At 71.7% G+C, this 21618-nt stretch carries 19 protein-coding genes; 12 read left to right on the top strand and 7 right to left on the bottom strand.

Annotated features, from left to right (window positions below; translation table 11 throughout):
- Positions 1-49: 49 nt before the first annotated feature.
- The gene (locus tag ACFO6V_RS10125; protein ID WP_377134825.1) at positions 50-421 is read right to left on the bottom strand and encodes a DJ-1/PfpI family protein; all 372 of its coding nucleotides are present in this window, start codon (positions 419-421) and stop codon (positions 50-52) included.
- Positions 422-542: 121 nt separating this feature from the next.
- Here ACFO6V_RS10125 and lepA point away from each other — a divergent pair, with 121 nt between their 5' ends.
- From lepA to ACFO6V_RS10105, 4 genes are all read left to right on the top strand, one after another.
- A complete protein-coding gene (gene lepA, locus ACFO6V_RS10120; protein ID WP_377134822.1) occupies positions 543-2423 on the top strand; it encodes a translation elongation factor 4 in 1881 nt (626 codons plus the stop codon).
- On the top strand, positions 2424-3743 hold the full coding sequence (gene hemW / locus ACFO6V_RS10115) for a radical SAM family heme chaperone HemW (protein WP_377134820.1): 1320 nt from the start codon (positions 2424-2426) through the stop codon (positions 3741-3743).
- A 132-nt stretch (positions 3744-3875) separates the two neighbouring features.
- The gene (locus tag ACFO6V_RS10110) at positions 3876-4949 is read left to right on the top strand and encodes a hypothetical protein (protein ID WP_377134818.1); all 1074 of its coding nucleotides are present in this window, start codon (positions 3876-3878) and stop codon (positions 4947-4949) included.
- Between the two features lie 90 nt (positions 4950-5039).
- A complete protein-coding gene (locus tag ACFO6V_RS10105) occupies positions 5040-5924 on the top strand; it encodes a DUF2189 domain-containing protein (protein ID WP_377134816.1) in 885 nt (294 codons plus the stop codon).
- 132 nt (positions 5925-6056) lie between these two features.
- Here the strand turns inward: ACFO6V_RS10105 and ACFO6V_RS10100 are convergent, their stop codons facing one another.
- From ACFO6V_RS10100 to ACFO6V_RS10085, 4 genes are all read right to left on the bottom strand, one after another.
- Positions 6057-6614 (bottom strand): DUF4870 domain-containing protein, encoded by a 558-nt coding sequence (locus tag ACFO6V_RS10100; RefSeq protein WP_377134814.1) that lies wholly within the window; start codon positions 6612-6614, stop codon positions 6057-6059.
- A gap of 36 nt (positions 6615-6650) precedes the next feature.
- On the bottom strand, positions 6651-7517 hold the full coding sequence (locus ACFO6V_RS10095) for a DUF3097 domain-containing protein (RefSeq protein WP_377134811.1): 867 nt from the start codon (positions 7515-7517) through the stop codon (positions 6651-6653).
- 81 nt (positions 7518-7598) lie between these two features.
- The gene (locus ACFO6V_RS10090) at positions 7599-10520 is read right to left on the bottom strand and encodes a helix-turn-helix transcriptional regulator (protein ID WP_377134809.1); all 2922 of its coding nucleotides are present in this window, start codon (positions 10518-10520) and stop codon (positions 7599-7601) included.
- An 87-nt stretch (positions 10521-10607) separates the two neighbouring features.
- On the bottom strand, positions 10608-10793 hold the full coding sequence (locus ACFO6V_RS10085) for a hypothetical protein (RefSeq protein WP_377134807.1): 186 nt from the start codon (positions 10791-10793) through the stop codon (positions 10608-10610).
- Positions 10794-11154: 361 nt separating this feature from the next.
- Here ACFO6V_RS10085 and hrcA point away from each other — a divergent pair, with 361 nt between their 5' ends.
- The 3 genes from hrcA to ACFO6V_RS10070 are packed head-to-tail and all read left to right on the top strand — an operon-like array spanning position 11155 to position 14113.
- A complete protein-coding gene (gene hrcA, locus ACFO6V_RS10080; protein WP_377134805.1) occupies positions 11155-12174 on the top strand; it encodes a heat-inducible transcriptional repressor HrcA in 1020 nt (339 codons plus the stop codon).
- A gap of 39 nt (positions 12175-12213) precedes the next feature.
- Positions 12214-13335 (top strand): molecular chaperone DnaJ, encoded by a 1122-nt coding sequence (dnaJ, locus tag ACFO6V_RS10075; RefSeq protein ID WP_377134803.1) that lies wholly within the window; start codon positions 12214-12216, stop codon positions 13333-13335.
- 10 nt (positions 13336-13345) lie between these two features.
- Positions 13346-14113, top strand: a complete 768-nt coding sequence (locus tag ACFO6V_RS10070; RefSeq protein ID WP_377134801.1) for a 16S rRNA (uracil(1498)-N(3))-methyltransferase — start codon at positions 13346-13348, stop codon at positions 14111-14113.
- Between the two features lie 109 nt (positions 14114-14222).
- Here the strand turns inward: ACFO6V_RS10070 and ACFO6V_RS10065 are convergent, their stop codons facing one another.
- Both ACFO6V_RS10065 and ACFO6V_RS10060 read right to left on the bottom strand, forming a co-directional pair.
- The gene (locus ACFO6V_RS10065; protein ID WP_377134799.1) at positions 14223-15086 is read right to left on the bottom strand and encodes an OmpA family protein; all 864 of its coding nucleotides are present in this window, start codon (positions 15084-15086) and stop codon (positions 14223-14225) included.
- Positions 15083-16813: a helix-hairpin-helix domain-containing protein gene (locus ACFO6V_RS10060; protein ID WP_377134796.1), complete on the bottom strand. Its 1731-nt coding sequence runs from the start codon at positions 16811-16813 to the stop codon at positions 15083-15085. Before ACFO6V_RS10060 ends, ACFO6V_RS10065 begins: the two co-directional genes overlap by 4 nt.
- 250 nt (positions 16814-17063) lie before the next feature.
- On the opposite strand from ACFO6V_RS10060, the gene ACFO6V_RS10055 reads away from it, so the two are divergent.
- The 5 genes from ACFO6V_RS10055 (at position 17064) to era (ending at position 21484) form a co-directional block, all read left to right on the top strand.
- Entirely contained in the window at positions 17064-17414 is a 351-nt protein-coding gene (locus tag ACFO6V_RS10055) for a histidine triad nucleotide-binding protein (protein WP_377134793.1), read from the top strand.
- A 194-nt stretch (positions 17415-17608) separates the two neighbouring features.
- Positions 17609-18673 (top strand): PhoH family protein, encoded by a 1065-nt coding sequence (locus tag ACFO6V_RS10050; protein ID WP_377134791.1) that lies wholly within the window; start codon positions 17609-17611, stop codon positions 18671-18673.
- Entirely contained in the window at positions 18670-19122 is a 453-nt protein-coding gene (gene ybeY, locus ACFO6V_RS10045) for an rRNA maturation RNase YbeY (RefSeq protein ID WP_116676321.1), read from the top strand. The genes ACFO6V_RS10050 and ybeY overlap by 4 nt, the downstream gene beginning before the upstream one ends.
- 5 nt (positions 19123-19127) lie before the next feature.
- The gene (locus ACFO6V_RS10040) at positions 19128-20519 is read left to right on the top strand and encodes a hemolysin family protein (protein ID WP_417715005.1); all 1392 of its coding nucleotides are present in this window, start codon (positions 19128-19130) and stop codon (positions 20517-20519) included.
- A complete protein-coding gene (gene era, locus ACFO6V_RS10035; protein ID WP_377134786.1) occupies positions 20516-21484 on the top strand; it encodes a GTPase Era in 969 nt (322 codons plus the stop codon). Before ACFO6V_RS10040 ends, era begins: the two co-directional genes overlap by 4 nt.
- Positions 21485-21618 lie beyond the last annotated feature (134 nt).

The following is a 21618-nucleotide window of genomic DNA, read 5'->3' as shown; positions in this document are numbered from 1 at the left end:
GCTGGATATTCGCCCCTTCTTGCGGTTCTGGAGGGCGAAGATCCAGCACTCAACGGGCTTCGAGGACCGCGTCCAGCTCGCGGAGGAAGTCCGGGAGGTCCTTCGGGGTGCGGGACGTGATCAGCGGGTAGCCCGCGCCCGTGTCCCGGACCACCGCCTCGTCCACCCAGGTACCGCCCGCGTTCCGGACGTCGGTGGCCAGCGACGGGTAGCTGGTCAGCCGCGCACCCGAGACCTTGCCCGCCTCCACGAGGGCCCACGGCCCGTGGCAGATCGCGGCCACGGGACGCCCGGAGGACGTGAACGCCTCGACCACCGAGACGGCCGGGGCCTGCAGGCGCACGGGTTCGAGGAGCTCGTCCTGCTCGACGCCGTAGTTGGTCACGATCGCCAGTACCTGCTTGCCGGTCAGGTGCGACATGGTTCTCCTCCTTCGTCGGGATCAGTGCTCCCCGACCGTAGGCACGGCCGCGCCCCGCTCGCACGGGACGTGGGAGAATAAGCGTTGGCCCTCCCACCCATGACGACGGAGCGAGAACGCTTTGCCCATCCCCGGTCCTGCGCTCACGGCGCGCCTCCAGCCGCACGCCACAGCGCCCGAGCTCATCCGTAACTTCTGCATCATCGCGCACATCGACCACGGCAAGTCGACGCTGGCCGACCGCATGCTGCAGCTGACCGGCGTGGTCCAGTCGCGCGACATGCGCGCCCAGTACCTCGACCGCATGGACATCGAGCGCGAGCGCGGCATCACCATCAAGTCGCAGGCCGTGCGGATGCCGTGGGCGGTCGACGACGAGGCAGGCGTGCTCACGCCGTACGCGCTGAACATGATCGACACCCCGGGGCACGTCGACTTCACGTACGAGGTCTCCCGCTCGCTGGCCGCGTGCGAGGGCGCCGTGCTGCTGGTCGACGCAGCCCAGGGCATCGAGGCGCAGACCCTGGCCAACCTGTACCTGGCCATGGAGAACGAGCTCGAGATCATCCCGGTCCTGAACAAGATCGACCTCCCGGCGGCGCAGCCGGAGAAGTACGGCGAGGAGCTCGCGAAGCTGGTGGGCTGCGAGCCCGAGGACGTCCTGAAGGTCAGCGGCAAGACCGGCGTCGGCGTCGAGCCGCTGCTCGACCGCATCGTGCAGCGCGTCCCGGCCCCGACCGGCGACCCGAACGCCCCGGCCCGTGCCATGATCTTCGACTCCGTCTACGACACCTACCGCGGCGTCGTGACCTACGTGCGCGTGATCGACGGCGACCTGAACCCGCGCGAGAAGATCGCGATGATGTCGACGAAGGCCACCCACGAGCTGCTCGAGATCGGGGTCAGCTCGCCCGAGCCGCACGCGACCAAGGGTCTCGGCGTCGGCGAGGTGGGCTACCTGATCACGGGCGTGAAGGACGTGCGGCAGTCCAAGGTCGGCGACACCGTCACCAACGCGGCCAAGCCCGCCACCACTGCGCTCGCCGGCTACAGCGACCCCAAGCCCATGGTCTTCTCGGGCCTGTACCCCATCGAGGGCTCCGACTACCCGGTGCTGCGCGACGCCCTGGACAAGCTCAAGCTCAGCGACGCCGCGCTCAACTACGAGCCCGAGACGTCGGTGGCGCTCGGCTTCGGCTTCCGCGTGGGGTTCCTCGGCCTGCTGCACCTCGAGATCGTGCGCGAGCGCCTCGAGCGCGAGTTCAACCTCGAGCTGATCTCCACCGCCCCGAACGTCGTCTACGAGGTGACGCTGGAGGACAACACGAAGGTCGTGGTGACCAACCCGTCGGAGTTCCCCGGGGGCAAGATCAAGGAGGTCCGCGAGCCCGTCGTCAAGGCCACGATCCTCACCCCGAGCGAGTTCGTGGGCGCGGTCATGGAGCTCTCGCAGTCCAAGCGCGGCGAGCTGCAGGGCATGGACTACCTCTCCGAGGAGCGCGTGGAGCTGCGCTACCACCTGCCGCTCGGCGAGATCGTCTTCGACTTCTTCGACCAGCTCAAGTCCAAGACCCGCGGCTACGCGTCCCTCGACTACGACACGTCCGGTGACCAGGTCGCCGACCTCGTGAAGGTCGACATCCTGCTCCAGGGCGAGCACGTCGACGCGTTCAGCTCGATCGCGCACCGCGACAAGGCGTACTCGTACGGCGTGATGATGACCGCCAAGCTCAAGGAGCTCATCCCGCGCCAGCAGTTCGAGGTGCCGATCCAGGCCGCCATCGGCGCGCGCGTGATCGCCCGCGAGACCATCCGCGCCATGCGCAAGGACGTGCTCGCCAAGTGCTACGGCGGCGACATCAGCCGTAAGCGCAAGCTGCTGGAGAAGCAGAAGGAGGGCAAGAAGCGCATGAAGAACATCGGCTCGGTCGAGGTGCCGAAGGAGGCGTTCATCGCCGCGCTCTCCTCCGACTCCGATGCGCCGAAGGACAAGAAGAAGTAGGTGCCCGCTCTTCCCTCCGGCATCCCGGTGCCCGACGACGGCGCGCTGCCCGCCTGGGTGCGCCCGTCGCCGGCCGCGCCTGCGCGAGACCGGCCGTTCGGCGTCTACGTGCACGTCCCGTTCTGCACGGTGCGCTGCGGCTACTGCGACTTCAACACCTACACGGCGTCCGAGCTGGGCGGCGGCGCCAACCAGGCGCAGTACGCCACGACGGCGCTGCTGGAGGTGGACCTCGCGGCGAAGGTCCTGTCCGACGCCGGTCGCGCGCCGGCCGCGGTCTCCACGGTGTTCTTCGGGGGCGGTACGCCCACGATGCTCCCGGCGGAGGACCTCGCCCGGGTGCTCGACGGCATCAGGGGCGCCTGGGGTCTGGCCAGCCCTTCGACAGGCCAAGCCACGGGCTCGGCACGACGCGCCGAGGTCACCACCGAGGCCAACCCGGACTCCGTGACACCTCAGTCGCTGCAGGTGCTGGCCGACGCCGGGTTCACCCGGGTCTCGTTCGGGATGCAGTCGGCGGTGCCGCACGTCCTGGCGACGCTCGAGCGCACCCATGACCCGCTGCGCATCCCCGACGTGGTCCGGTGGGCACGCGACGCCGGTCTCGACGTGTCCCTCGATCTCATCTACGGCACGCCCGGCGAGTCCCTCGACGACTGGCGCACGAGCGTGGAGACGGCGCTGGCGACCGGCGTCGACCACGTGTCCGCGTACGCGCTGGTGGTGGAGCCCGGCACGAAGATGGCCGCCCAGGTGCGCCGCGGCGAGGTGCAGCTGCCCGATGAGGACGACCAGGCCGCCAAGTACGAGCTGGTCGACGACCTGCTCACGGAGGCGGGCCTGCGCTGGTACGAGGTGTCGAACTGGGCGCGTCCCGGGCACGAGTGCCGGCACAACATCGGGTACTGGCGCGGCGACGACTGGTGGGGGATCGGCCCGGGTGCGCACAGCTACGTGTCGGGGCCGACGCCGGTGGACGACGACGCGGGCACCCCCGCCGGCGTCCGCTGGTGGAACGTGAAGCACCCCCGCGCCTACGCCACGCGGCTCGAGGCCGGGCAGAGTCCCGGCGCGGGGCGCGAGCTGCTCACGCGCGCGGAGGCGCACCTGGAACGGGTGATGCTCGGCGTACGGCTGCGCGACGGTCTCGACCTCGGGGTGCTGTCCGACGCCGGCCGCACCGCGGTGGCGGGTCTGGTGGCGCGCGAGCTGCTCGACGGGCGGGCTGCTCTCGGCGCCGGAGGAGGCCCGGCACGTGCGGCGCTGACCCGTCGCGGACGCCTGCTCGCCGACTCCGTGGTGCGCGACCTCACCGCCTGAACCACTGCCGGCGCGCGGTGCCGGAGCGCCGCAGGGTTTGTTTGCACGGCGGGCGAAATCGCCGATATCTTGTGCCGATTCATACCGTTACGAGGCGGCACCACACCAGCACGCCTGACGAGGGGTACGCGCATGAGCAACACCTACGGCGGCTGGAACCCACAGGATCCGAACCGTGATCCCCGGCGAGCACCGGCCCCGCAGGTCCCGCAGCAGCAGAACCCGCAGCCGCAACAGGCTCAGCCCCCACAGGCGCAGCCCCCGCAGCCTCAGCCGTTCGACCCGTACGGCCCGCGCGATCCCTACGGCCGCCCTGCCAACCCGTACGGCAGGCCGGACTACCAGCCCCTGCAGCGGCCGGAACAGCAGGATCCGCAGCCGGGCGAGTGGGGTAGCTACCAGGGCGGTCAGCGGGCTCCGCAACCGCAGCAGCCCGCACCGCCGCAGCGGTACCAGGAGCCCCCGGCCCAGCCCGGTCTCCCGCAGTACCCGGCGGTCTCCGGGACGGAACGCCGGCCCGACGTGGACGAGCGCCCGACGATCGGCAACGCGTGGCGCTGGGGCTGGAGCGCGTTCGGCGCGAGCTGGGGCGTCTGGGTGCTGATGAGCCTGCTGGTCGGCCTGGCCCAGGTCGCCGTGCTCCTCGCGTTCAGCCCGTCCACGATGGACGCCCTCATGAACTCCACGGACCCGGCAGCGGTCGACGCCGCGCTGGCCGCCGGCCGGACGCTCGAGGCCAGGGGGCTGGCGGCGGCCGGCACCGCAGTGGGCTTCCTGCTGCAGGCGCTCCTGTATGCCGGCGCCCTCGCGGCGACGCGTACCCGCAAGGTCCGCATCCGCGATTTCTTCGTGCTCCGTGGCTTCGGCGGGCTCGTGGGGTTCGCGGTGGTCGCCGGAGCGCTCGGGTTCGCCGGCACCGCGGTGCCCACGGTCGGCGTGCTGGTGCAGGTAGTGGTCACCCTCGTCCTGGTCCCGGTGCCCTTCCTGCTGCTGGACGGTGTGGGCTTCGGCAAGGCCCTCGCCCGCGGTGTCGGCCTGGTGCTCTCGCACCTCGGGACCGTCTTCGGCGTCCTCGGCATCCTCGCCGGGCTGGGGATCGCCTCCATCGCCACGTGCGGGATCGGTCTCGTCGTCGTGGTGCCCGCGATGCTGCTGGTGGGGGCATATCTGGTCCAGCGCTGGACCGGGGAGACCGTCCAGGGCTGACCACCCCGTAACGACTCGGCGGTTGCACATGCGCAAATGCGGAGAAGAGGTGAAGGTGGGGCTGGACCAACGACCAGCCAAGGGGAACACATGAGTGAGAACACGCCACAGAACCCGTACGAGCCGAACGCGGGTGGCGCCACCCCGCCGCCGTCGGGCGGACCGACGCCGCCGAATCCTGCCGGTCCGACGCCGCCGCCGTCGGGCCCCGCACAGCCGCCGGTCTACGGCGGCGCGAGCCAGCCCCCCGCCTACGGCGGACCGGCCGTGCCGTACGGAACACAGCCGACGAGCCCGTTCCAGACCGGTGAGGCGCTGCGCTTCGCGTGGGACCGGTTCAAGGGGAACTGGCTGTTCTGGGTGCTGTTCGTGCTGCTGACGTTCGTCGTCGGCGCCATCTTCAACTCCGGGTCGGCCGGTGACATCCAGGAGCAGATCAACGCGTCGTCGGACCCGGAGGCGATGCAGGAGCTCGCGGCCACCATGTCCGGTGGGAGCTCCCTGCTCGGGCTGATCGGGTCGCTGGTGCTCGGCGTGCTTCAGGCGCTCGGGATCAATGCCGCGCTGCGCGAGGTCTCCGGTGAGAAGGCGACGTGGGGCAACCTGTTCAAGGCGAACAACTTCGGGATGATCATCCTGGCCGCCCTCCTGCTCATGGTGGCGAGCTTCGTGGGTGTGCTGCTCTGCGGGATCGGGCTCATCGCGGTGGCGATCTTCGCGGTGTTCACCTACCACAACGTGGTCGACAGGGGCCTGAACGCCTGGTCTGCCTTTACGGGGTCCTTCTCCCTGGTGGGCAAGAACTTCGGCGCGGTGTTCCTGCTGGAGCTCGCGCTCTTCGGCATCAACATCCTGGGTGCGATCCCGTGCGGGCTCGGCCTCTTCGTCACGCTGCCGCTGTCGGTGCTCGCGATCGCCTTCGCGTACCGCCGGCTCACCGGCGGTCTGGTCGCGGCCGGGCCGGCCACGGCCTGACGTCGCCCCGGCGGTCCGCCGCCGTCGTCCCGCCGAAATGACCATGCACCTGCTGCCAGGATCCGAGTGATCCTGGCAGCAGGTGCATGGTCATTTCTTACCGACGGCCGACGACGGCGGCGGGCGAGCGGCTTACTTGATGAGGCGGATGTTCACCGGGTAGCGGTAGGGCGCGCCCTTGCTGTTCTCCACGGCGGCCAGAATCATGAACACCAGCGCGGCGATGAACACGAGGTACACGAACGAGCCCAGCGTGAACGTGATGACGGTGATGATCGCGGCGGCGATGTGCACGAAGATCAGCGTGATCTGGAAGTTCAGCGCCTCCTTGGCCTCCTGGTCCACGAACCGGCTGCGGTCCTTGAACACCAGCCAGATCACCAGCGGCGCGATGAACGACAGCAGGGCCGGGCCGACCTGGGCGAAGATCGCCCACATGCGCTCGTCCGACGGGGTGAGCGGCTGGGGCTGGTACGGCGCGCCGGAGCCGTAGGGCGGGCCGTACCCGGTGCCCGGCTGCGGCTGACCCGGCTGACCGGGCGCGGGCTGGTTCGGATAAGGCTGGTCCTGGTGCGGAGGCTGGCCGGGCTGGGGCGAGCCGTAGGCGGGGGGCTGCTGCGGCGGCGGGCCGGGCTGCTGCGGCTGGTCAGGCGGCTGGGGCGACTGCGGCTGCTGCGGGTTCTCGGACATGGCCATAACCGTAGAGGCTGCGGCCTACGAGATGGCTCATGACGTGGTCACGAAATCGATAAGTTCTTCGACCCGTCCCAGCAGCGCCGGGTCGAGGTCCCGGAAGTCGCGCACGGCGGAGAGGATCCGCTGCCAGCCGCGGGCGACGTCGGCCTGCGTCTCGGCAGGCCAGCCCAGGGAACGCAGGATGCCGAGCTTCCACTCGGTACCCCGGTCGATGACCGGCCAGCGGTCCAGCCCGAGCCGCTCGGCGCGCACCGCCTGCCACACGTCGACGTAGGGGTGGCCGAGCACCAGCACGGTGCCCTGCGGGACGTGGCGCAGTGCCTCGTCCGTCAGCCGCTGCTCCTTCGACCCGGGCACCAGGTGGTCGACCAGCACGCCGACGCGGCGGTCGGCGTCGGGCCCGAACTCGGCGAGGCGTTCGGCGAGGTGGTCCACGCCGTCGAGCATCTCGACCACCACGCCCTCGACGCGCAGGTCGTCGCCCCAGACCTTCTCCACCAGCTCGGCGTCGTGCTTGCCCTCCACCCAGATGCGGCTGCCCCGCGCGACGCGGGCCCTGGCGCCGTGCACCGCCACAGATCCGGACGCTGTGCGCGTGGGCTGAGCGGGCGCGCGGTGCAGGACGGGCGCGGTGAGCACCACCGGCTTGCCCTCCACCCAGAAGCCCGGGCCGAGCGGGAAGGTGCGGGTGCGGCCGCGACGGTCCTCGAGGACCACCACGTGCATCCCGCCCGACTTCTCGACGCGGACGACGGCGCCCACCCAGCCGGTCTCGACCTCTTCGACCACGAGCCCGGTATCGGCGGGCATCGGCTGCGACGTCGGCCGGCTCCGCCCCCGCTGCGCGCCAGGGAACGCGGGGGACAGCACATCAGGTCCATACCGTTCGTCAACCACGGGGTGACCCTAGTTCCGCCATCCCGTTGAGTGCTGGATATTCGCCCTTTCGGAGTGTCATCCAGGGCGAATACCCAGCACTCAACGAGGAACGCGGAGGGCCGCCTCCGTGCGGGTCGACACGCCCAGCTTCCGCAGGATCGCCGAGACGTGCACCGAAGCGGTCTTGGCCGAGATGAACAGCCGCTCCGCGATCTGCCCGTTGGTCAGGCCCTCCGCGACGAGCGCGAGCACCTGCTGCTCCCGTGGGGTGAGCGTGTCCGGCACGCCGCCCGCCGGTGACGACGACGACGCCGGCGCGGGCACTTCGGCGGGCCCGCCACGGCCGGTCAGACCGGCCCGGTCGACGAGGCCCTGCGCCCGCTGGACGATCAGCCCCGCGCCGATCTTCTCCGCCTCGGTGATCGCGGACCCGAGCGCCGCTCGTGCTCCGGGCCGGTCTCCCGCGTCGAGCAGCCGCGCGCCCTCGCGGTACAGCGCATACGGGCGCAGGTGGGCGGGCGCGGGGCCGGGCTGCTCGGCAACCGCCGTCCACGGACCGGTGCCGAGCTCCGCCTCGAACACCGCGGACCACACGGGGAACGTCTGCCAGTGGGCGCACTCGGCGAGCGCCGCGCGGTACGGGGCGTCGTCGATGTCCTGGCCGGCCGCCCGGAGCTCGGCGATCGCCCGGGCCGACAGAGCGAGGGACGTGAGGTCGTAGGCAGGGCTGCGCGGGTGGTCCGGCGCGACGACCACCGACAGGCGCTCCAGCGCCGCCGCCGGTTCGCCGCGCAGCAGCTCGAGCTCCGCCTGGGTGCCCCTGCTGCGCGACCGGATCTGTTCTTCCAGGCGGCCGAACCGCTCCCAGGTGGCTGCCCGGTGGCGCGCCTCGGCCTGGGCGCGCTCGACGTCGCCGCGCCACATCAGGAGCCAGGTGCGGCGCTCGGTCAGGTAGGCGGTGTACACGCTGTCGTGGATCAGGGGCACCGTGTGCTCGTACCAGGCGGCCGCCTCGGCCCAGTCGCCGCGCCCGATCCAGGCCTCGACGACGTTGCCCTCGATCATGATCCGCGAGCCCTCGGACGCGCCGTGCCGGCGTGCCTCCGTGACCCCCTCCTGGGCGATCTCGACCGCCCGGTCCCACTCGCCGACGAGGATCCGGGAGTCCGACCCGTTGGTGTAGTACCGGCTCAGCCCTCGCCAGGCGCCCTCTGCCGCGTCGCGTGCGGCGTCGATCTCGTCGAAGCCGCCGGCGTCACCGCGCTGGACCCGGCTCACGCCGCGCAGGTTCAGGGCCACCGACGCGACCTCGGGGCTGCCGATCGCGATCCCGGCCTCGTAGGCGGCGGTCGCTGCCTCTATCCCTTCCTCGGTCCGGCCGTCGAGCATGGCGTGGCGCGCCCGCAGCATCAGGAGGTGAGCGCGTACGGCGTCGTCCCGGCCGGGTTCGACGAGCGCGAGGGCCCGCTCGATGAGCTCGGGCCCTTCGCCCGAGCCGGCGTGACCCGCGATGAGTGCAGTGTCGGAGAGCATGCCGGCCAGGCCCGCGGGGTCGTCGGCGGGCCACTCGGCGATCGCCTCGTGGGCGACGGCCAGGGCGCGGGCGGTCCGGGTGGACCCGCGCAGCGACTCGGCGACGGTGCGCAGCAGCTCGTGGTGCGGCAGGCCGGCCACGGCCTCGGCGTCGGGCACCTGTTCCCAGAGCTCCAGGGCGCGCTCGCCCAGCGCCACCGCGGTGGACGACGCGGCGCCGTCCGCTGCCGCCTGGTGCCCGACGACGGCCGCAGTGAGCGCCTTGTCCAGCACGCCGGCCCGCCACCAGTGGTCCGCTATCCGCGACAGCTTGGCGACCGACCGGGCGCGCCGGACGAGGGCGCCTTCCAGCGCCCGCGCGTACGCGGCGTGCAGGCGGCGGCGCTCGCCCGGCAGCAGCTCGGCGTACACGGCCTCCTGGGCCAGCGCGTGCCGGAAGGCGTAGCCGATCTCGGTGGTCACCAGCACCTGCGCGTCGACCGCCTCGCGCAGCCCTTCCTCCGGTTCGGGTCCGACGCCGGTCGTGACGTCGGCCAGGACGTCGTCGAGCACGTCGTGCCAGACACGCGGTCCGGCGGCCGCGACGACGCGACAGAGGGCCTGGGCCTCGCGGCTCAGGTTCCAGTAGCGCAGCAGGAGGATGTCGCGCAGGGAGTCGGGCAGGTCGGTGTCCAGGAAGCCGACGAGCTCCTCGACGTAGAACGGGACGCCCTCGCTGCGGTCGGCCAGGTCGGCGAACGGTTCGGCGATCAGGCCGGCGTCCAGCCCGACGGCGGGGACGTGGTCCCGGCCGTGCGCCGGGCCGTTCCGGAGGCCGGCGGAGCCGCCGAGCAGGTCGCGCGCCATCGCCTGGACCTCTGCGACGCCCAGGCGCGCCAGGTCGAGGCGGGTGGTGAGGCGGGCCCGGTCGAGCTCGGCCATGACGGTGCGCAGGGGGTGCGCGCGTCCGACGTCGTCGCTGCGGTAGGTGAGCAGCAGGAGCAGGCCGGCGGGTGCGGTGCGGGCGAGGCGGAGGGCGACGGCGCGGGTGACGTCGTCGGACCAGTGCAGGTCCTCCATGATCACGACGACGGGGCGCTCGGCGGCGAGCCCGGTGAGCAGGTTCGCGAGGACCTCGGGAAGGCGGTCCGCTCCGGCGTCCGACGCCGGGGTGACGAGCTGGGGAGCGACGACGGACAGGGCACCTGCCGCGGGCCCGGCAGCGGCGACCACTGCCTCGGGGCCTACCGTCCGGACGATCCCGCGCAGCAGTCCGGCGAGAGCCGCGTAGGGGAGGGGTCCGGACCCCTCGTCGGCGCACTGCCCGGTGAGGACGGGGACGCCGTCGGCGTGCGCGGTGAGCTCGTCGAGGAGGCGGGTCTTGCCGATCCCTGCCTCGCCCGCGATCACTATCGTGCGGTTGCCACCCGAGCGGACTGCGTCGAGGGCGGCTGTGAGCTCGCCGAGCTCTCGGGCTCGACCCACCAGGCGGGCGCGGGGAACCGGCATGGGCTCATCGTCCCATGCCGGTCCTGTCGTCGGTCCGCTGGTCATCGTTGCTGGTCATGACTGTCCGGCACGGTCTGGCGCCGCGCGTCAGGCGACGCGGGGCCGGGCCGTGCGGGCAGCCTTGGCCCGGCTGGTCTGCTCGGCGGCGTGGTGCTCGGCCGCCTGCCGACGGGCGATCTCCTTGCGCTCACGGGCCACGCGGGACTGCTCGGCCCGGCGGTTGAGGTCCTGCTCGTTCCTGCGGTACTCGGCGAAGTCGGAAAAACCGAACATGGTGTTGCCTCCTGGTCGTCGCCGGCCCGTCGCCGGCGATGACTCAAGGTTCGTCCGTGAGGTACCCCCGGCGGATCGGGCGGTCGCCGCATCTTTCGGACCGGGTCTGCTGAGGTGTGAGGTGGTGCCTAAGGCATTGCCCTAGTCCGCCGCTCGCGAACGTGGCGTACGCCTCCGTCACCCGCGTGACCTGCGCGTCGGGCCTGCTCAGAGACGTTCTGTGCGAAGCAGTGGCGGGTCGGGGACTTGGCCTGTGGCGTGTGCCGCGTAGGATTGGCACTCGGCTGGCGAGAGTGCTGGAGCGCCGGCCGGAACCCGGGTGCAGGTCCCGGACGTTCTACCTGGGACGGAGGTGAGCGCGGTGAGCGAAGAACGCAGACTCGATGTCTTGCGAGCGATCGTGGAGGACTATGTCCGGACACGGGAGCCCGTGGGCTCCCGCATACTCACGGAGCGGCACAAGCTCGGTGTGTCCCCGGCGACCGTGCGCAACGACATGGCCGCCCTGGAAGAGGCCGGGCTCATCGCCCAGCCCCACACCTCGGCCGGCCGCATCCCCACGGACAAGGGCTACCGCCTGTTCGTGGACCAGCTGGCAGAGGTGCGGCCGCTGACCGTGCCCCAGAAGCGCGCCATCGAGACGTTCCTGTCCGAGGCGGTCGACCTGGACGACGTGGTAGCCCGCGCCGGACGCCTCATCGCGCAGCTGACGGGCCAGGTCGCCGTCGTGCAGTACCCGTCGCTGCGTCGTTCCGGGCTGCGGCACCTGGAGCTCGTCCCCTCCGCCGAGGGGCGGCTCCTCGTCGTCGTCATCACGGACACGGGACGGGTCGAGCAGCGGTACCTCGACGTGCCCCTCGGGATGGACGACGGGACGCTCGGCGAGCTGCGCGCGCGCTTCAACGCCGCGGCCGCCGGCCACCGGCTCACCGAGATCGGCACCGCCTTCGCGCGGGTCACCGAGGCGATGCCCGACGAGCATCGCGCGCTGGGTACGGCCGTCGCCGAGGTGGTGACCGCCGCGCTCGCCGAGGAGAGCGAGGAGCGCATAGTGCTGACGGGCCAGGCCAACCTGGCGCACTCCAGCATGCGGTTCGAGCAGGGCCTGCGTCCCGTGCTCGAGGCCCTCGAGGAGCAGGTGGTCCTGCTCGGCCTCCTCACCGACATGACCGACGACGCAGGCGTTGCCGTGAGCATCGGCCACGAGAACCGGCTGGCCGGCCTGTCCGAGACCTCGGTCGTCACGTCCGGCTACGGCTCGTCCGACGGGGACTCCGTCGCGATCCTGAGCTCGATCGGCCCCACCCGTATGGACTACCCGGGCACCATCGCCGCGGTGCGCGCCGTCGCGCGCTACCTGTCGCGTGTGCTGCCCAGCTGACATCCCCCTTTCCACACACCTCCTCACAAAGAGAGACCTGTGACCGACTACTACGAGATTCTCGGTGTTCCGCGCGACGCCTCGCCCGAGCAGATCAAGAAGGCATACCGCAAGCTGGCCCGCGAGCTGCACCCCGACGTGGCAGGCAACGTGGGCGAGGACCGGTTCAAGGATGTCGCGCGCGCCTACGAGGTGCTGTCCAACCCGGACAAGCGCCAGCAGTACGACATGGGCGTGGACCCGACCGCGCCGGGTGGCGGCGCCGGCGGTGGGTTCGGTGCCGGGTTCGGTTTCCAGGACATCTTCGAGACCTTCTTCGGCGGCGGCCAGCCCGCCGGGCCGGTCCCGCGCGCCCGGCGCGGCAACGACGCGCTGGTGCGGCTCGACCTCGAGCTCGCCGAGGCGGTGTTCGGCGCCAAGCGCGAGATCCAGGTCGACACGGCGGTGGTGTGCAACACCTGTGCCGGCGACGGCGCACGGCCCGGCACCTCGGCGCGCACCTGCGACGTCTGCCACGGCCGCGGTTCCGTGCAGCGGGTCGCGCGCTCGTTCCTCGGCCAGGTCATGACCAACCAGCCCTGCTCCGCCTGCGGCGGCTTCGGCACGGTCATCCCCGAGCCCTGCGCCGACTGCGCCGGCGAGGGCCGCGTGCGTTCGCGCCGCACCGTCTCCGTGAACGTGCCCGCGGGCGTCGACACCGGTACGCGCATCAAGCTCTCCGCCCAGGGTGAGGTGGGCCCGGGTGGCGGCCCCGCCGGCGACCTGTACGTCGAGATCCGGGAGCGCGCGCACGACACGTTCGTGCGGCGCGGCGACGAGCTGCACTGCACCCTCCAGGTCCCGATGACGGCGGCCGCGCTCGGCACCGTCCTCGAGCTCGACACCCTGGACGGGCTCCAGGAGATCGACCTGCGCCCGGGCACGCAGCCCGGCCAGGTCATGACCCTCAAGGGCCTCGGCGTGGGGCACCTGCACTCGACCGGGCGCGGCGACCTCAACGTGCACATCGAGGTCCAGGTGCCCACGGCCCTGGACGAGGAGCAGACGGCGCTCCTGCAGCAGCTCGCGGTCCTGCGCGGCGAGGAGCGGCCCGAGTCGCGCCTCGCGTCCGTGCACGGCGGTGTGTTCTCGCGGCTGCGCGACAAGCTCAGCGGGCGCTGACCGCCCACCCATGAGCGCGCCAGTCTTTCTCGCGGAGGCGTCCACCGCCCATCCGCTCTCGGAGTACGCCGCGGGCTCGGTCTACGTGCTCGACGGCGCGGAAGGCCGGCACGCCGGCGTCGTCCAGCGGCGCGGTCCCGGGGAGCGGATCGACGTCGTCGACGGCGCGGGCGTACGCCTGCGGACCGTCGTCGAGTCGGTGGCCGGCGCCGAGGTGCACCTCCGGGTCGAGGAGGTGGACGTCGAGCCGACGCCCGCCGTCGTCGTGACGCTCGTCCAGGCCCTCGCGAAGGGCGACCGCGACGAGATGGCCATAGAGGCCGCCACCGAGGTCGGTGTGGACGCGATCATCCCGTGGCAGGCCGAGCGGTCGGTCGTCGTCTGGCGCGGGGACCGGGCCGCGAAGTCGCGGGCACGCTGGGTGAGCACCGTGCGGGCCGCGACGAAGCAGGCCCGCCGCTGCCGCATACCCGACGTCGAGCTGCCGCTGAGCACCAAGCAGCTCGCGGCCAGGACCCGCTCCGTCGTCGAGGCGGGCGGGACCGTGGCCGTGCTGCACGAGGAGGCGAAGGCGGGCCTGGCGACGGTAGCGCTGCCCTCCGCCGGCGAGGTGCTTCTCGTCGTCGGCCCCGAGGGCGGGATCTCGGAGGCCGAGGTCGCCCTGCTGATCGAGGCGGGCGCGGTCACCGCGCGCTTGGGCCCGCACGTCCTCCGCACGTCGACGGCGGGCCCGGTGGCGATAGCCCTCCTGAGCACCCGCCTGAACCGCTGGACCTGACCCACCCCGCGAGGTAGAGCGCCTGTCCGGACACACGCTCTACCTCGCGCGCCCTGAGGCGCCGAGATAGAGCGTGTGTCCGGACAGGCGCTCTACTTCACGGTAATCGTCAGTTCTGGACGATGAACTCCACGCGGCGGTTCGTCTCCAGGTCGGCGAAGGTCTTCGGCACGACCAGCGGGTCCGACTCGCCGTAGCCCTTCGCGGTCAGCCGGTCCTCGTCGATGCCGAGGTCCACCAACCGGTCCAGCACCTCGTCGGCGCGGCGCTCGCTGAGCTCCTTGTTGGCCGCCCAGGTACCGCGCGAGTCCGTGTGCCCCTCGATGCGGACCTCGACCTCGGGGTGGTCCGCGAGCACCTCGGCGGCCTCCCGCACCACGGCGCGGCCGTTCTTGGTCAGCTTCGCGCTGTCCGTGACGAACGTGATGTTCGGGATCTCGACGAGGTCCTCCTGGGCCTCCTCGCGCTCCTCGTCCGTCGGCTTACGCTCCGGCTCGTCGTCCCCGGACTCGTCCTTCTCCGGGTCGGTCGATGCGTCGTCGGACGGCACATCGCTCGCCTCGGGCGAGGGCGACGCCTCGTCGGACATGTCGACCGTCGTGTCCACCGGCGTCGTGTCCTCGGACGCCGTGGGCTCGGGATCGTTCTCCGTCAAAGAGGCCTCGGCCGGCCCGATGTCACCCGACACCGGCCCGTTCGGCCCGAAGGCCGCCGCGGTACGGACACCCTCCACGTCGCTCACCACCTCGGTGGCCAGGAGCGCGTCGATGTCGGTCGCCGCTGTCACGTCGGCGTCCCGCCCGGCGAGCTCGACGTCCACACCGTCGAGGCCGGCGGCGGCGAGCGCGCTCTCCGCGCGCTCGGTCAGGTCGGCCTCGATCCCCTCACGGAACCCCGTGTCCTGGACGCCCGAGAGCGCGCCCAGCCCGAGGACCGCGACGATGACCGGGGGCAGTACCGACCTCAGGTTCATGCCTTCGCCCCGGAACCTGCCGACTTGGTGTCGTCGCCGGCTGCCGCCGCTTCTGCCTCGTCCTCGGCGATGGCCTCGGCCTTGGCGTCGGCGTCAGCGATCTCGTCGACGTCGGTGTAGTCGACGTCCTTCTTGAACTTCGCCGCGCGGTCCTGCCCGCCGACCAGGTAGTCCTGGAACTCCTGGAGGCCGTCCTCGTCGCCGTCCGCGAGGTACTGCGCCTGGTTCGCCCAGTTCGCGGCAGCGGGCGCGAACTTGATGCCGCCCGCGGCGGTCGCCTCGCGCAGCTCTGCCTCGGACGCCGCCGCGACCTTGGCGTACGTCGTGTACCCGGCGGCCTTGAGCGCGGCCTCGATCTTGGGGCCGATGCCCTCGATGCGCTGCAGATCCTGCGGCTCGGGCTCGGGCTCAGCGGCGGCGACGGCGGCGGCCTCCGCCTCGTCCTCGGCGATGGCCGCGGCCTTGGCGTCGGCGTCGGCGATCTCGTCGACGTCGGCGTAGTCGACCTTCTCGCTGAACTTGGCGCGCCGCTCCTGGCCGCCGACGAGGTAGTCCTGGTACTCGCGCAGGCCGTCCTCGTCGCCGTCGACCAGGTACTGGGCCTGGTCGGCCCAGCTCGTGGCGGCGGGGGCGAACTTGATGCCCGCCTCGGTCAGCGCCTCACGCAGCTCTGCCTCGGACGCGCCGGCGACCTTGGCGTACGTCGTGTACCCGGCCGTCTTGAGCGCGGCCTCGATCTTGGGGCCGATGCCCTCGATGCGCTGCAGATCCTGCGGCTCGGGCTCGGGCTCGGGCTCCGGCTCGGGCTCGGGCTCAGCGGCGGCGACGGCGGCGGCCTCTGCCTCGTCCTGCGCGATGGCCGCGGCCTTGGCGTCCGCGTCGGCGATCTCGTCGACGTCGGCGTAGTCGACCTTCTCGCTGAACTTGGCGCGCCGCTCCTGGCCGCCGACGAGGTAGTCCTGGTACTCGTCGAGGCCCTTCGTGTCGCTGTCCACCAGGTACTGGGCCTGGTCGGCCCAGCTGGCGGCGGCGGGCGCGAACTTGATGCCCTGGCCCGCGACGGCCGCGCGCAGCTCTTCCTCGTTCGACGCGGCGATCGACGCGTACGTCGGGTAACCGGCGGCGACCAGTGCGGACGCGATCTTCGGGCCGATGCCCTCGATCCGCTGCAGGTCGTCGGGCTCGGTGACAGCGGCGGCCTCCTCGGCGGCCTCCTCGGCGGGGGCGACGGCGGCGGCCTGGGCTGCGGCCTCCGCCTCGGCGGCCTTGCGCGCGACGGCCTCGGCCTCGGCGACGACGTCGGACCCGGCGGCCTCGACCTCAGCCTCGCCGGTGCCCGCCCCGTGGGTGGCGGGCTCGTCGTCAGATCCTGCCGCGCCGTCCGCGACCGGCAGGGCCGTGCCGGTGCCGGCTGCGGGCTCGGTCTCCGGCGTCTCGACGCCGGCCTCCGCCGCGGTGCCGGTGGACGCGACCGCAAGGGCGGGAGCGGGCTCGGCGGTCTCCGCCTCGGAGTCGGCGTCCGCCTCGGAGCCGGCAGCGGCCTCCGCCTCGGCGCCGGACACCGGTTCGGCGACGGCGGCCGTGCGTGCGGCTGCCTCCGCCTTCTCCGCCACGTGCTTGCCCTTGGCCCGGCCCCAGACGAGCCAGCCGATCCAGATGCCTATCGCGAGGCCGATCAGAGCCGCGATGATGATGAATGCGAGCGATTGGGCGATGAACCAACCCACGCGTACCTCCAGGTGACTTACTGCGGTGTGTGGTGTGAGGGTGACGACGGGACCCGCGAGACGGATGGCGGCGAAACGGTGTCGTAGCGCGCCAATCTCCATCGAATGCCGCAAACTCTCCCACATCCCTTTCACCCGGGCATGACGAACTGTGTAACGGTACGGAAAAATATGCCCCGAGCCCGCCGGGCCAGGCGCCAGGGGCCGCCTCCGGGGGTCGGTCCCGACCCTCGCCGGTAGCCTGCAGAGCATGACGAGCACCGACAGCCCTGACTGCCTCTTCTGCAAGATCGTGGCGGGGGAGATCCCCGCGGACGTCGTGGCGACGTCGGACACGGCGGTCGCGTTCCGGGACATCGCGCCCAAGGCGCCCGTGCACGTCCTCGTCGTACCGAAGGAGCACTACCCGGACGTGCCGGCGTTCGCCGCGACGGATCCCGCGGGCCTGGCGAGCGTCATCGGGCTCGCCGACGGCGTCGCGAGCGAGCTGGCCGACGGCCAGTACCGCCTCGTCTTCAACACCGGGCCCAAGGCCGGGCAGACCGTCTTCCACGTGCACGCGCACCTGCTCGCGGGCGGCGAGCTCCCCGGCTTCGCGTAGCCACTTGTCAGACCCTCCTGGACCTGTCAGACACACAGGTCACGCGAGTGGCCTGTACGTCTGACAGGCGCGCCGGCGTCTGACAGGTCCTCGGGAGCGGAAACACCGTGGCAGCGCACCTTCTGGTCGATAGGATGTGGACCATAGTCATCCCTAGCGCACGAAGGAGCAGATCGGCCCCGCGGGGCCGGCTCATGACAACTACGCCCAGCACACAGTCGCAGACCCGGATCGAGCACAAGATCGTCGTTCCGGCCCACATCCCGACGGTCGCGCTCCTCGGGAGCCGGGACTCGGTGCTGCGGGCCGTCGAAGAGGGCTTCCCCGGCGTCGTCATCCACGCCCGGGGCAACGAGATAGCGGTGAACGGACCGGCGGGCGACGTCGCCCTGGTCACCCAGCTGCTCGACGAGCTGATCGAGGTCGTCGAGGCGGGCACCCAGCTCACCCCCGAGGTCGTGAAGCGTTCGGTCGCCATGCTGAGCGCCGCGTCGGCGTCGCGCCCGGCAGAGGTCCTCACGTTCAACATCCTGTCCAGCCGTGGCCGCACCATCCGGCCCAAGACGGTCGGGCAGAAGGCGTACGTGGACGCGATCGACACCAACACCATCACGTTCGGCATCGGCCCGGCCGGTACCGGCAAGACCTACCTCGCCATGGCCAAGGCCGTCCAGGCGCTGCAGGCCAAGCAGGTCAACCGGATCATCCTCACGCGCCCCGCCGTCGAGGCGGGGGAGCGCCTCGGGTTCCTGCCCGGCACGCTGTCGGAGAAGATCGACCCGTACCTGCGCCCCCTGTACGACGCGCTGCACGACATGGTCGACCCCGAGCAGGTGCCCAAGCTGATCGAGGCGGGCACCATCGAGGTCGCGCCGCTGGCCTACATGCGTGGCCGGTCGCTGAACGACTCCTTCATCGTCCTCGACGAGGCGCAGAACACCTCGACCGAGCAGATGAAGATGTTCCTCACCCGCCTGGGCTTCGGCTCCAAGATGGTCATCACGGGCGACGCCACGCAGATCGACCTGCCCGGCGGCACCACCTCCGGCCTGCGCGTCGTCGAGGACATCCTCATGGGTGTGGACGACGTCGAGTTCTGCCGCCTCACGTCGTCCGACGTCGTGCGGCACCGGCTGGTCAGCGACATCATCGACGCGTACGCGCGGTGGGACGTCCTTACCGACGACCGCCGTCCGGGCCGTCAGCCGCAGGACTTCCGTCAGGGCGGCAACCAGGGGAGCAAGAGGCAGCGCCGGTGAGCATCGAGGTCAACAACGAGTCGGGGTTCGAGGTCGACGAGGCGGAGTTCGCCGCGCTCGGCCGGTTCGTGCTGGACGCCATGCGGGTGCACCCGCAGTCGGAGCTGTCGATCATCTTCGTCGACACCACCGTCATGACCGACCTGCACGTGCAGTGGATGGACGAGCCGGGACCCACCGACGTCCTCTCCTTCCCGATGGACGAGCTGCGCCCCGGACGCGACGGCGACGTCACCCCGGCCGGGACGCTCGGCGACATCGTCCTGTGCCCGGAGGTCGCGGTCACTCAGGCCAAGGCCGCCGGCCACTCCACCACCGAGGAGCTCCTGCTCCTGACGACGCACGGGATCCTGCACCTGCTCGGCTACGACCACGCCGAGCCGGAGGAGGAGAAGGAGATGTTCGCGCTGCAGCGGAAGCTTCTCCTGACCTTCCTCGCGACTCGGTGACCGGCGTGATCTCTCTGCTCCTCACGCTGGTCATGCTGGTCGGCCTCTCGCTGGCGGGCATGCTCTCGGCCGGCGAGGCCGCGCTCCTGCGGGTCACCCGCGCCTCCCTCACGGAGGCGCTCGCCGAGGCGGAGCTGGGGCGGTCACCCGATCCGGACCGCGCCTCGCGCATCCGGCGGGCCCAGGCGCTCGTCGTCGACCCGACGGCGATCGTCGCCTCCTTCGCGCTCGTGCGCGTGATGTCGGAGGTGGTCGCCATCGCGGCCGGGACCCTGCTGGTGCAGCAGACGATGCCCGGCGAGGGCGTTCCCGACGAGCTGCCCGTGATGCTCGTCGCGCTGGTCGTCGGGGTCGTCATCGGCGTGATCTTCGTGCGGGTCTCGCCGCGCGCGCTCGGCTTCCGCAACCCGGTGGCGGTGCTGCTCGCGCTCGTGGGTCCGCTGACCGGGGTGTCGCGTGCCGTCGCCTGGCTCACCAGGTTCTCGGTGCCGCGCTACGACCCGTCCCCGCCCACGGAGGCCGAGCTGCGCGACATCGCCGACCGGGTGGGCGAGAGCCTCTCGGAGAGCAGCGCGTTCGAGGAGTCCGACCGGGAGCTCATCCGCTCGGTGATCGAGCTGGGCGGCACCATCACCCGCGAGGTGATGGTGCCCCGCACCGACATGGTGACCGTCACCGCCGACACCTCCCTCGACCGGGTGCTGCGGCTGTTCCTGCGGTCCGGTTTCTCGCGCGTGCCGGTGGTCGGCGAGTCGGTGGACGACGTCGTCGGCGTCGCCTACCTCAAGGACGTCGTGGCCGCGGTGCACTGGCCCGTGGACGACGGCGCCCCGCGCCGGCCCTCGCAGCGTCCCGCCGCCGACGTCGCGCGCGACGCCGTGTTCGTGCCCGAGTCCAAGCCGATCGACGACCTGCTGCGCGAGATGCAGGCCTCCGCCAGCCACATCGCGCTCGTCGTGGACGAGTACGGCGGCGTGGCGGGGCTGGTGACCATCGAGGACCTTCTCGAGGAGGTAGTGGGCGAACTCACTGACGAGCACGACACGGTGCCCGTCCAGGAGGTCGAGGACCTCGGCGACGGCGTGTTCCGCGTCCCCGCCCGGCTGCCCGTCGACGAGCTCGGCGACCTCTTTGACCTGCGCCTGGACGACGACGACGTGGACACCGCCGGAGGCCTGCTCGCCAAGGTGCTGGGCAAGGTGCCGCTCGCGGGCTCGTCCGTCGAGGTGGGCGGCGTGCACCTGGAGGCGGAGCGCGTCGAGGGCCGCCGCAAGCAGATCTCGACGATACTCGTACATCGTACGGAGCCGGCCGCCGAGCCGGACGACAGCAACGGTGGTCCCGATCAGCACGACCACCGTGATCAGAAGCGTGACCAGAAGGAAGTGACCTCGTGAGCGACCAGCCCGCAGTGCATCAGACCGCCGTACACCGGAGCGGCTTCGCCTGCCTGGTGGGCCGCCCGAATGCCGGCAAGTCCACCCTGACGAACGCGCTGGTGGGGCAGAAGGTCGCGATCATGTCGGCTCGGCCGCAGACCACGCGGCACACGATCCGCGGCGTCGTGCACCGCCCGGACGCCCAGCTCGTCCTGGTGGACACCCCGGGCCTGCACCGGCCGCGGACCCTGCTGGGGGAGCGGCTCAACGACCTGGTGCGGGACACGCTGTCCGAGGTGGACGTCATCGCGTTCTGCATGCCCGCCGACCAGAAGGTCGGCCCCGGCGACCGCTACATCGCCGCGCAGCTCGCCGAGCTGATGTCCGGACGCCGGCGGGTGCCCGTCGTCGCCGTCGTGACGAAGGCCGACCTCGTCCCGCGCGAGACGCTCATGCAGCACCTCCTCTCCGTGGACCAGCTCGCCAGGGCCGTTGACCGCGAGTGGGCCGACATCGTGCCCGTCTCCGCGAAGGACGGGTACCAGGTCGAGGAGCTGGAGGCGGTGCTCATCTCGCACCTGCCCGAGGGGCCCGACCTCTACCCGGACGGCGAGCTGACGGACGAGCCGGAGGCCGTCATGGTCGCCGAGCTGGTCCGCGAGGCTGCCCTGGAGGGCGTGCGCGACGAGCTGCCGCACTCCCTCGCGGTGGTCGTGGACGAGATGGTCCCGCGCGAGGGGACGGGCGACCCGGAGAAGGGCAGGCCGCCGCTCCTCGACGTGCGGGTCAACCTGTTCGTGGAGCGCGACTCCCAGAAGGCGATCATCATCGGGCGCGGCGGCTCGCGACTGCGGGCCGTGGGCACCGAGGCGCGCCAGGGCATCGAGAAGCTGCTCGGCCAGCGGATCTATCTCGACCTGCACGTCAAGGTCGCGAAGGACTGGCAGCGCGACCCGAAGCAGCTGCGCCGCCTGGGCTTCTAGCGCTCGGCGTCTCGCCGTGCACGTTGTGCTGCCCCGAGATCGGTCAGCTGCACGGGGCTTGACGTGAGTTCGGTCGGTCGCCTTGAGATCGGTCGTTTAATGGACCGATCTCAAGGCAACCGACCGAACTCGGA

Origin of the sequence: Promicromonospora alba, assembly GCF_042654905.1 — a bacterium.
In the GTDB taxonomy this organism is placed as follows: domain Bacteria; phylum Actinomycetota; class Actinomycetes; order Actinomycetales; family Cellulomonadaceae; genus Promicromonospora; species Promicromonospora alba.
This window is presented reverse-complemented; position numbering and strand designations above follow the sequence as displayed.

Excerpts from the sequence above, each read along its gene's own strand:
- ACFO6V_RS10125 (WP_377134825.1), bottom strand. The coding sequence starts at position 421 with ATGTCGCACCTGACCGGCAAGCAGGTACTGGCGATCGTGACCAACTAC.
- ACFO6V_RS10110 (WP_377134818.1), top strand. The coding sequence starts at position 3,876 with ATGAGCAACACCTACGGCGGCTGGAACCCACAGGATCCGAACCGTGAT.
- ACFO6V_RS10105 (WP_377134816.1), top strand. The coding sequence starts at position 5,040 with ATGAGTGAGAACACGCCACAGAACCCGTACGAGCCGAACGCGGGTGGC.
- ACFO6V_RS10100 (WP_377134814.1), bottom strand. The coding sequence starts at position 6,614 with ATGTCCGAGAACCCGCAGCAGCCGCAGTCGCCCCAGCCGCCTGACCAG.
- ACFO6V_RS10090 (WP_377134809.1), bottom strand. The coding sequence starts at position 10,520 with ATGCCGGTTCCCCGCGCCCGCCTGGTGGGTCGAGCCCGAGAGCTCGGC.
- ACFO6V_RS10085 (WP_377134807.1), bottom strand. The coding sequence starts at position 10,793 with ATGTTCGGTTTTTCCGACTTCGCCGAGTACCGCAGGAACGAGCAGGAC.
- ACFO6V_RS10070 (WP_377134801.1), top strand. The coding sequence starts at position 13,346 with ATGAGCGCGCCAGTCTTTCTCGCGGAGGCGTCCACCGCCCATCCGCTC.
- ACFO6V_RS10065 (WP_377134799.1), bottom strand. The coding sequence starts at position 15,086 with ATGAACCTGAGGTCGGTACTGCCCCCGGTCATCGTCGCGGTCCTCGGG.
- ACFO6V_RS10055 (WP_377134793.1), top strand. The coding sequence starts at position 17,064 with ATGACGAGCACCGACAGCCCTGACTGCCTCTTCTGCAAGATCGTGGCG.
- ACFO6V_RS10050 (WP_377134791.1), top strand. The coding sequence starts at position 17,609 with ATGACAACTACGCCCAGCACACAGTCGCAGACCCGGATCGAGCACAAG.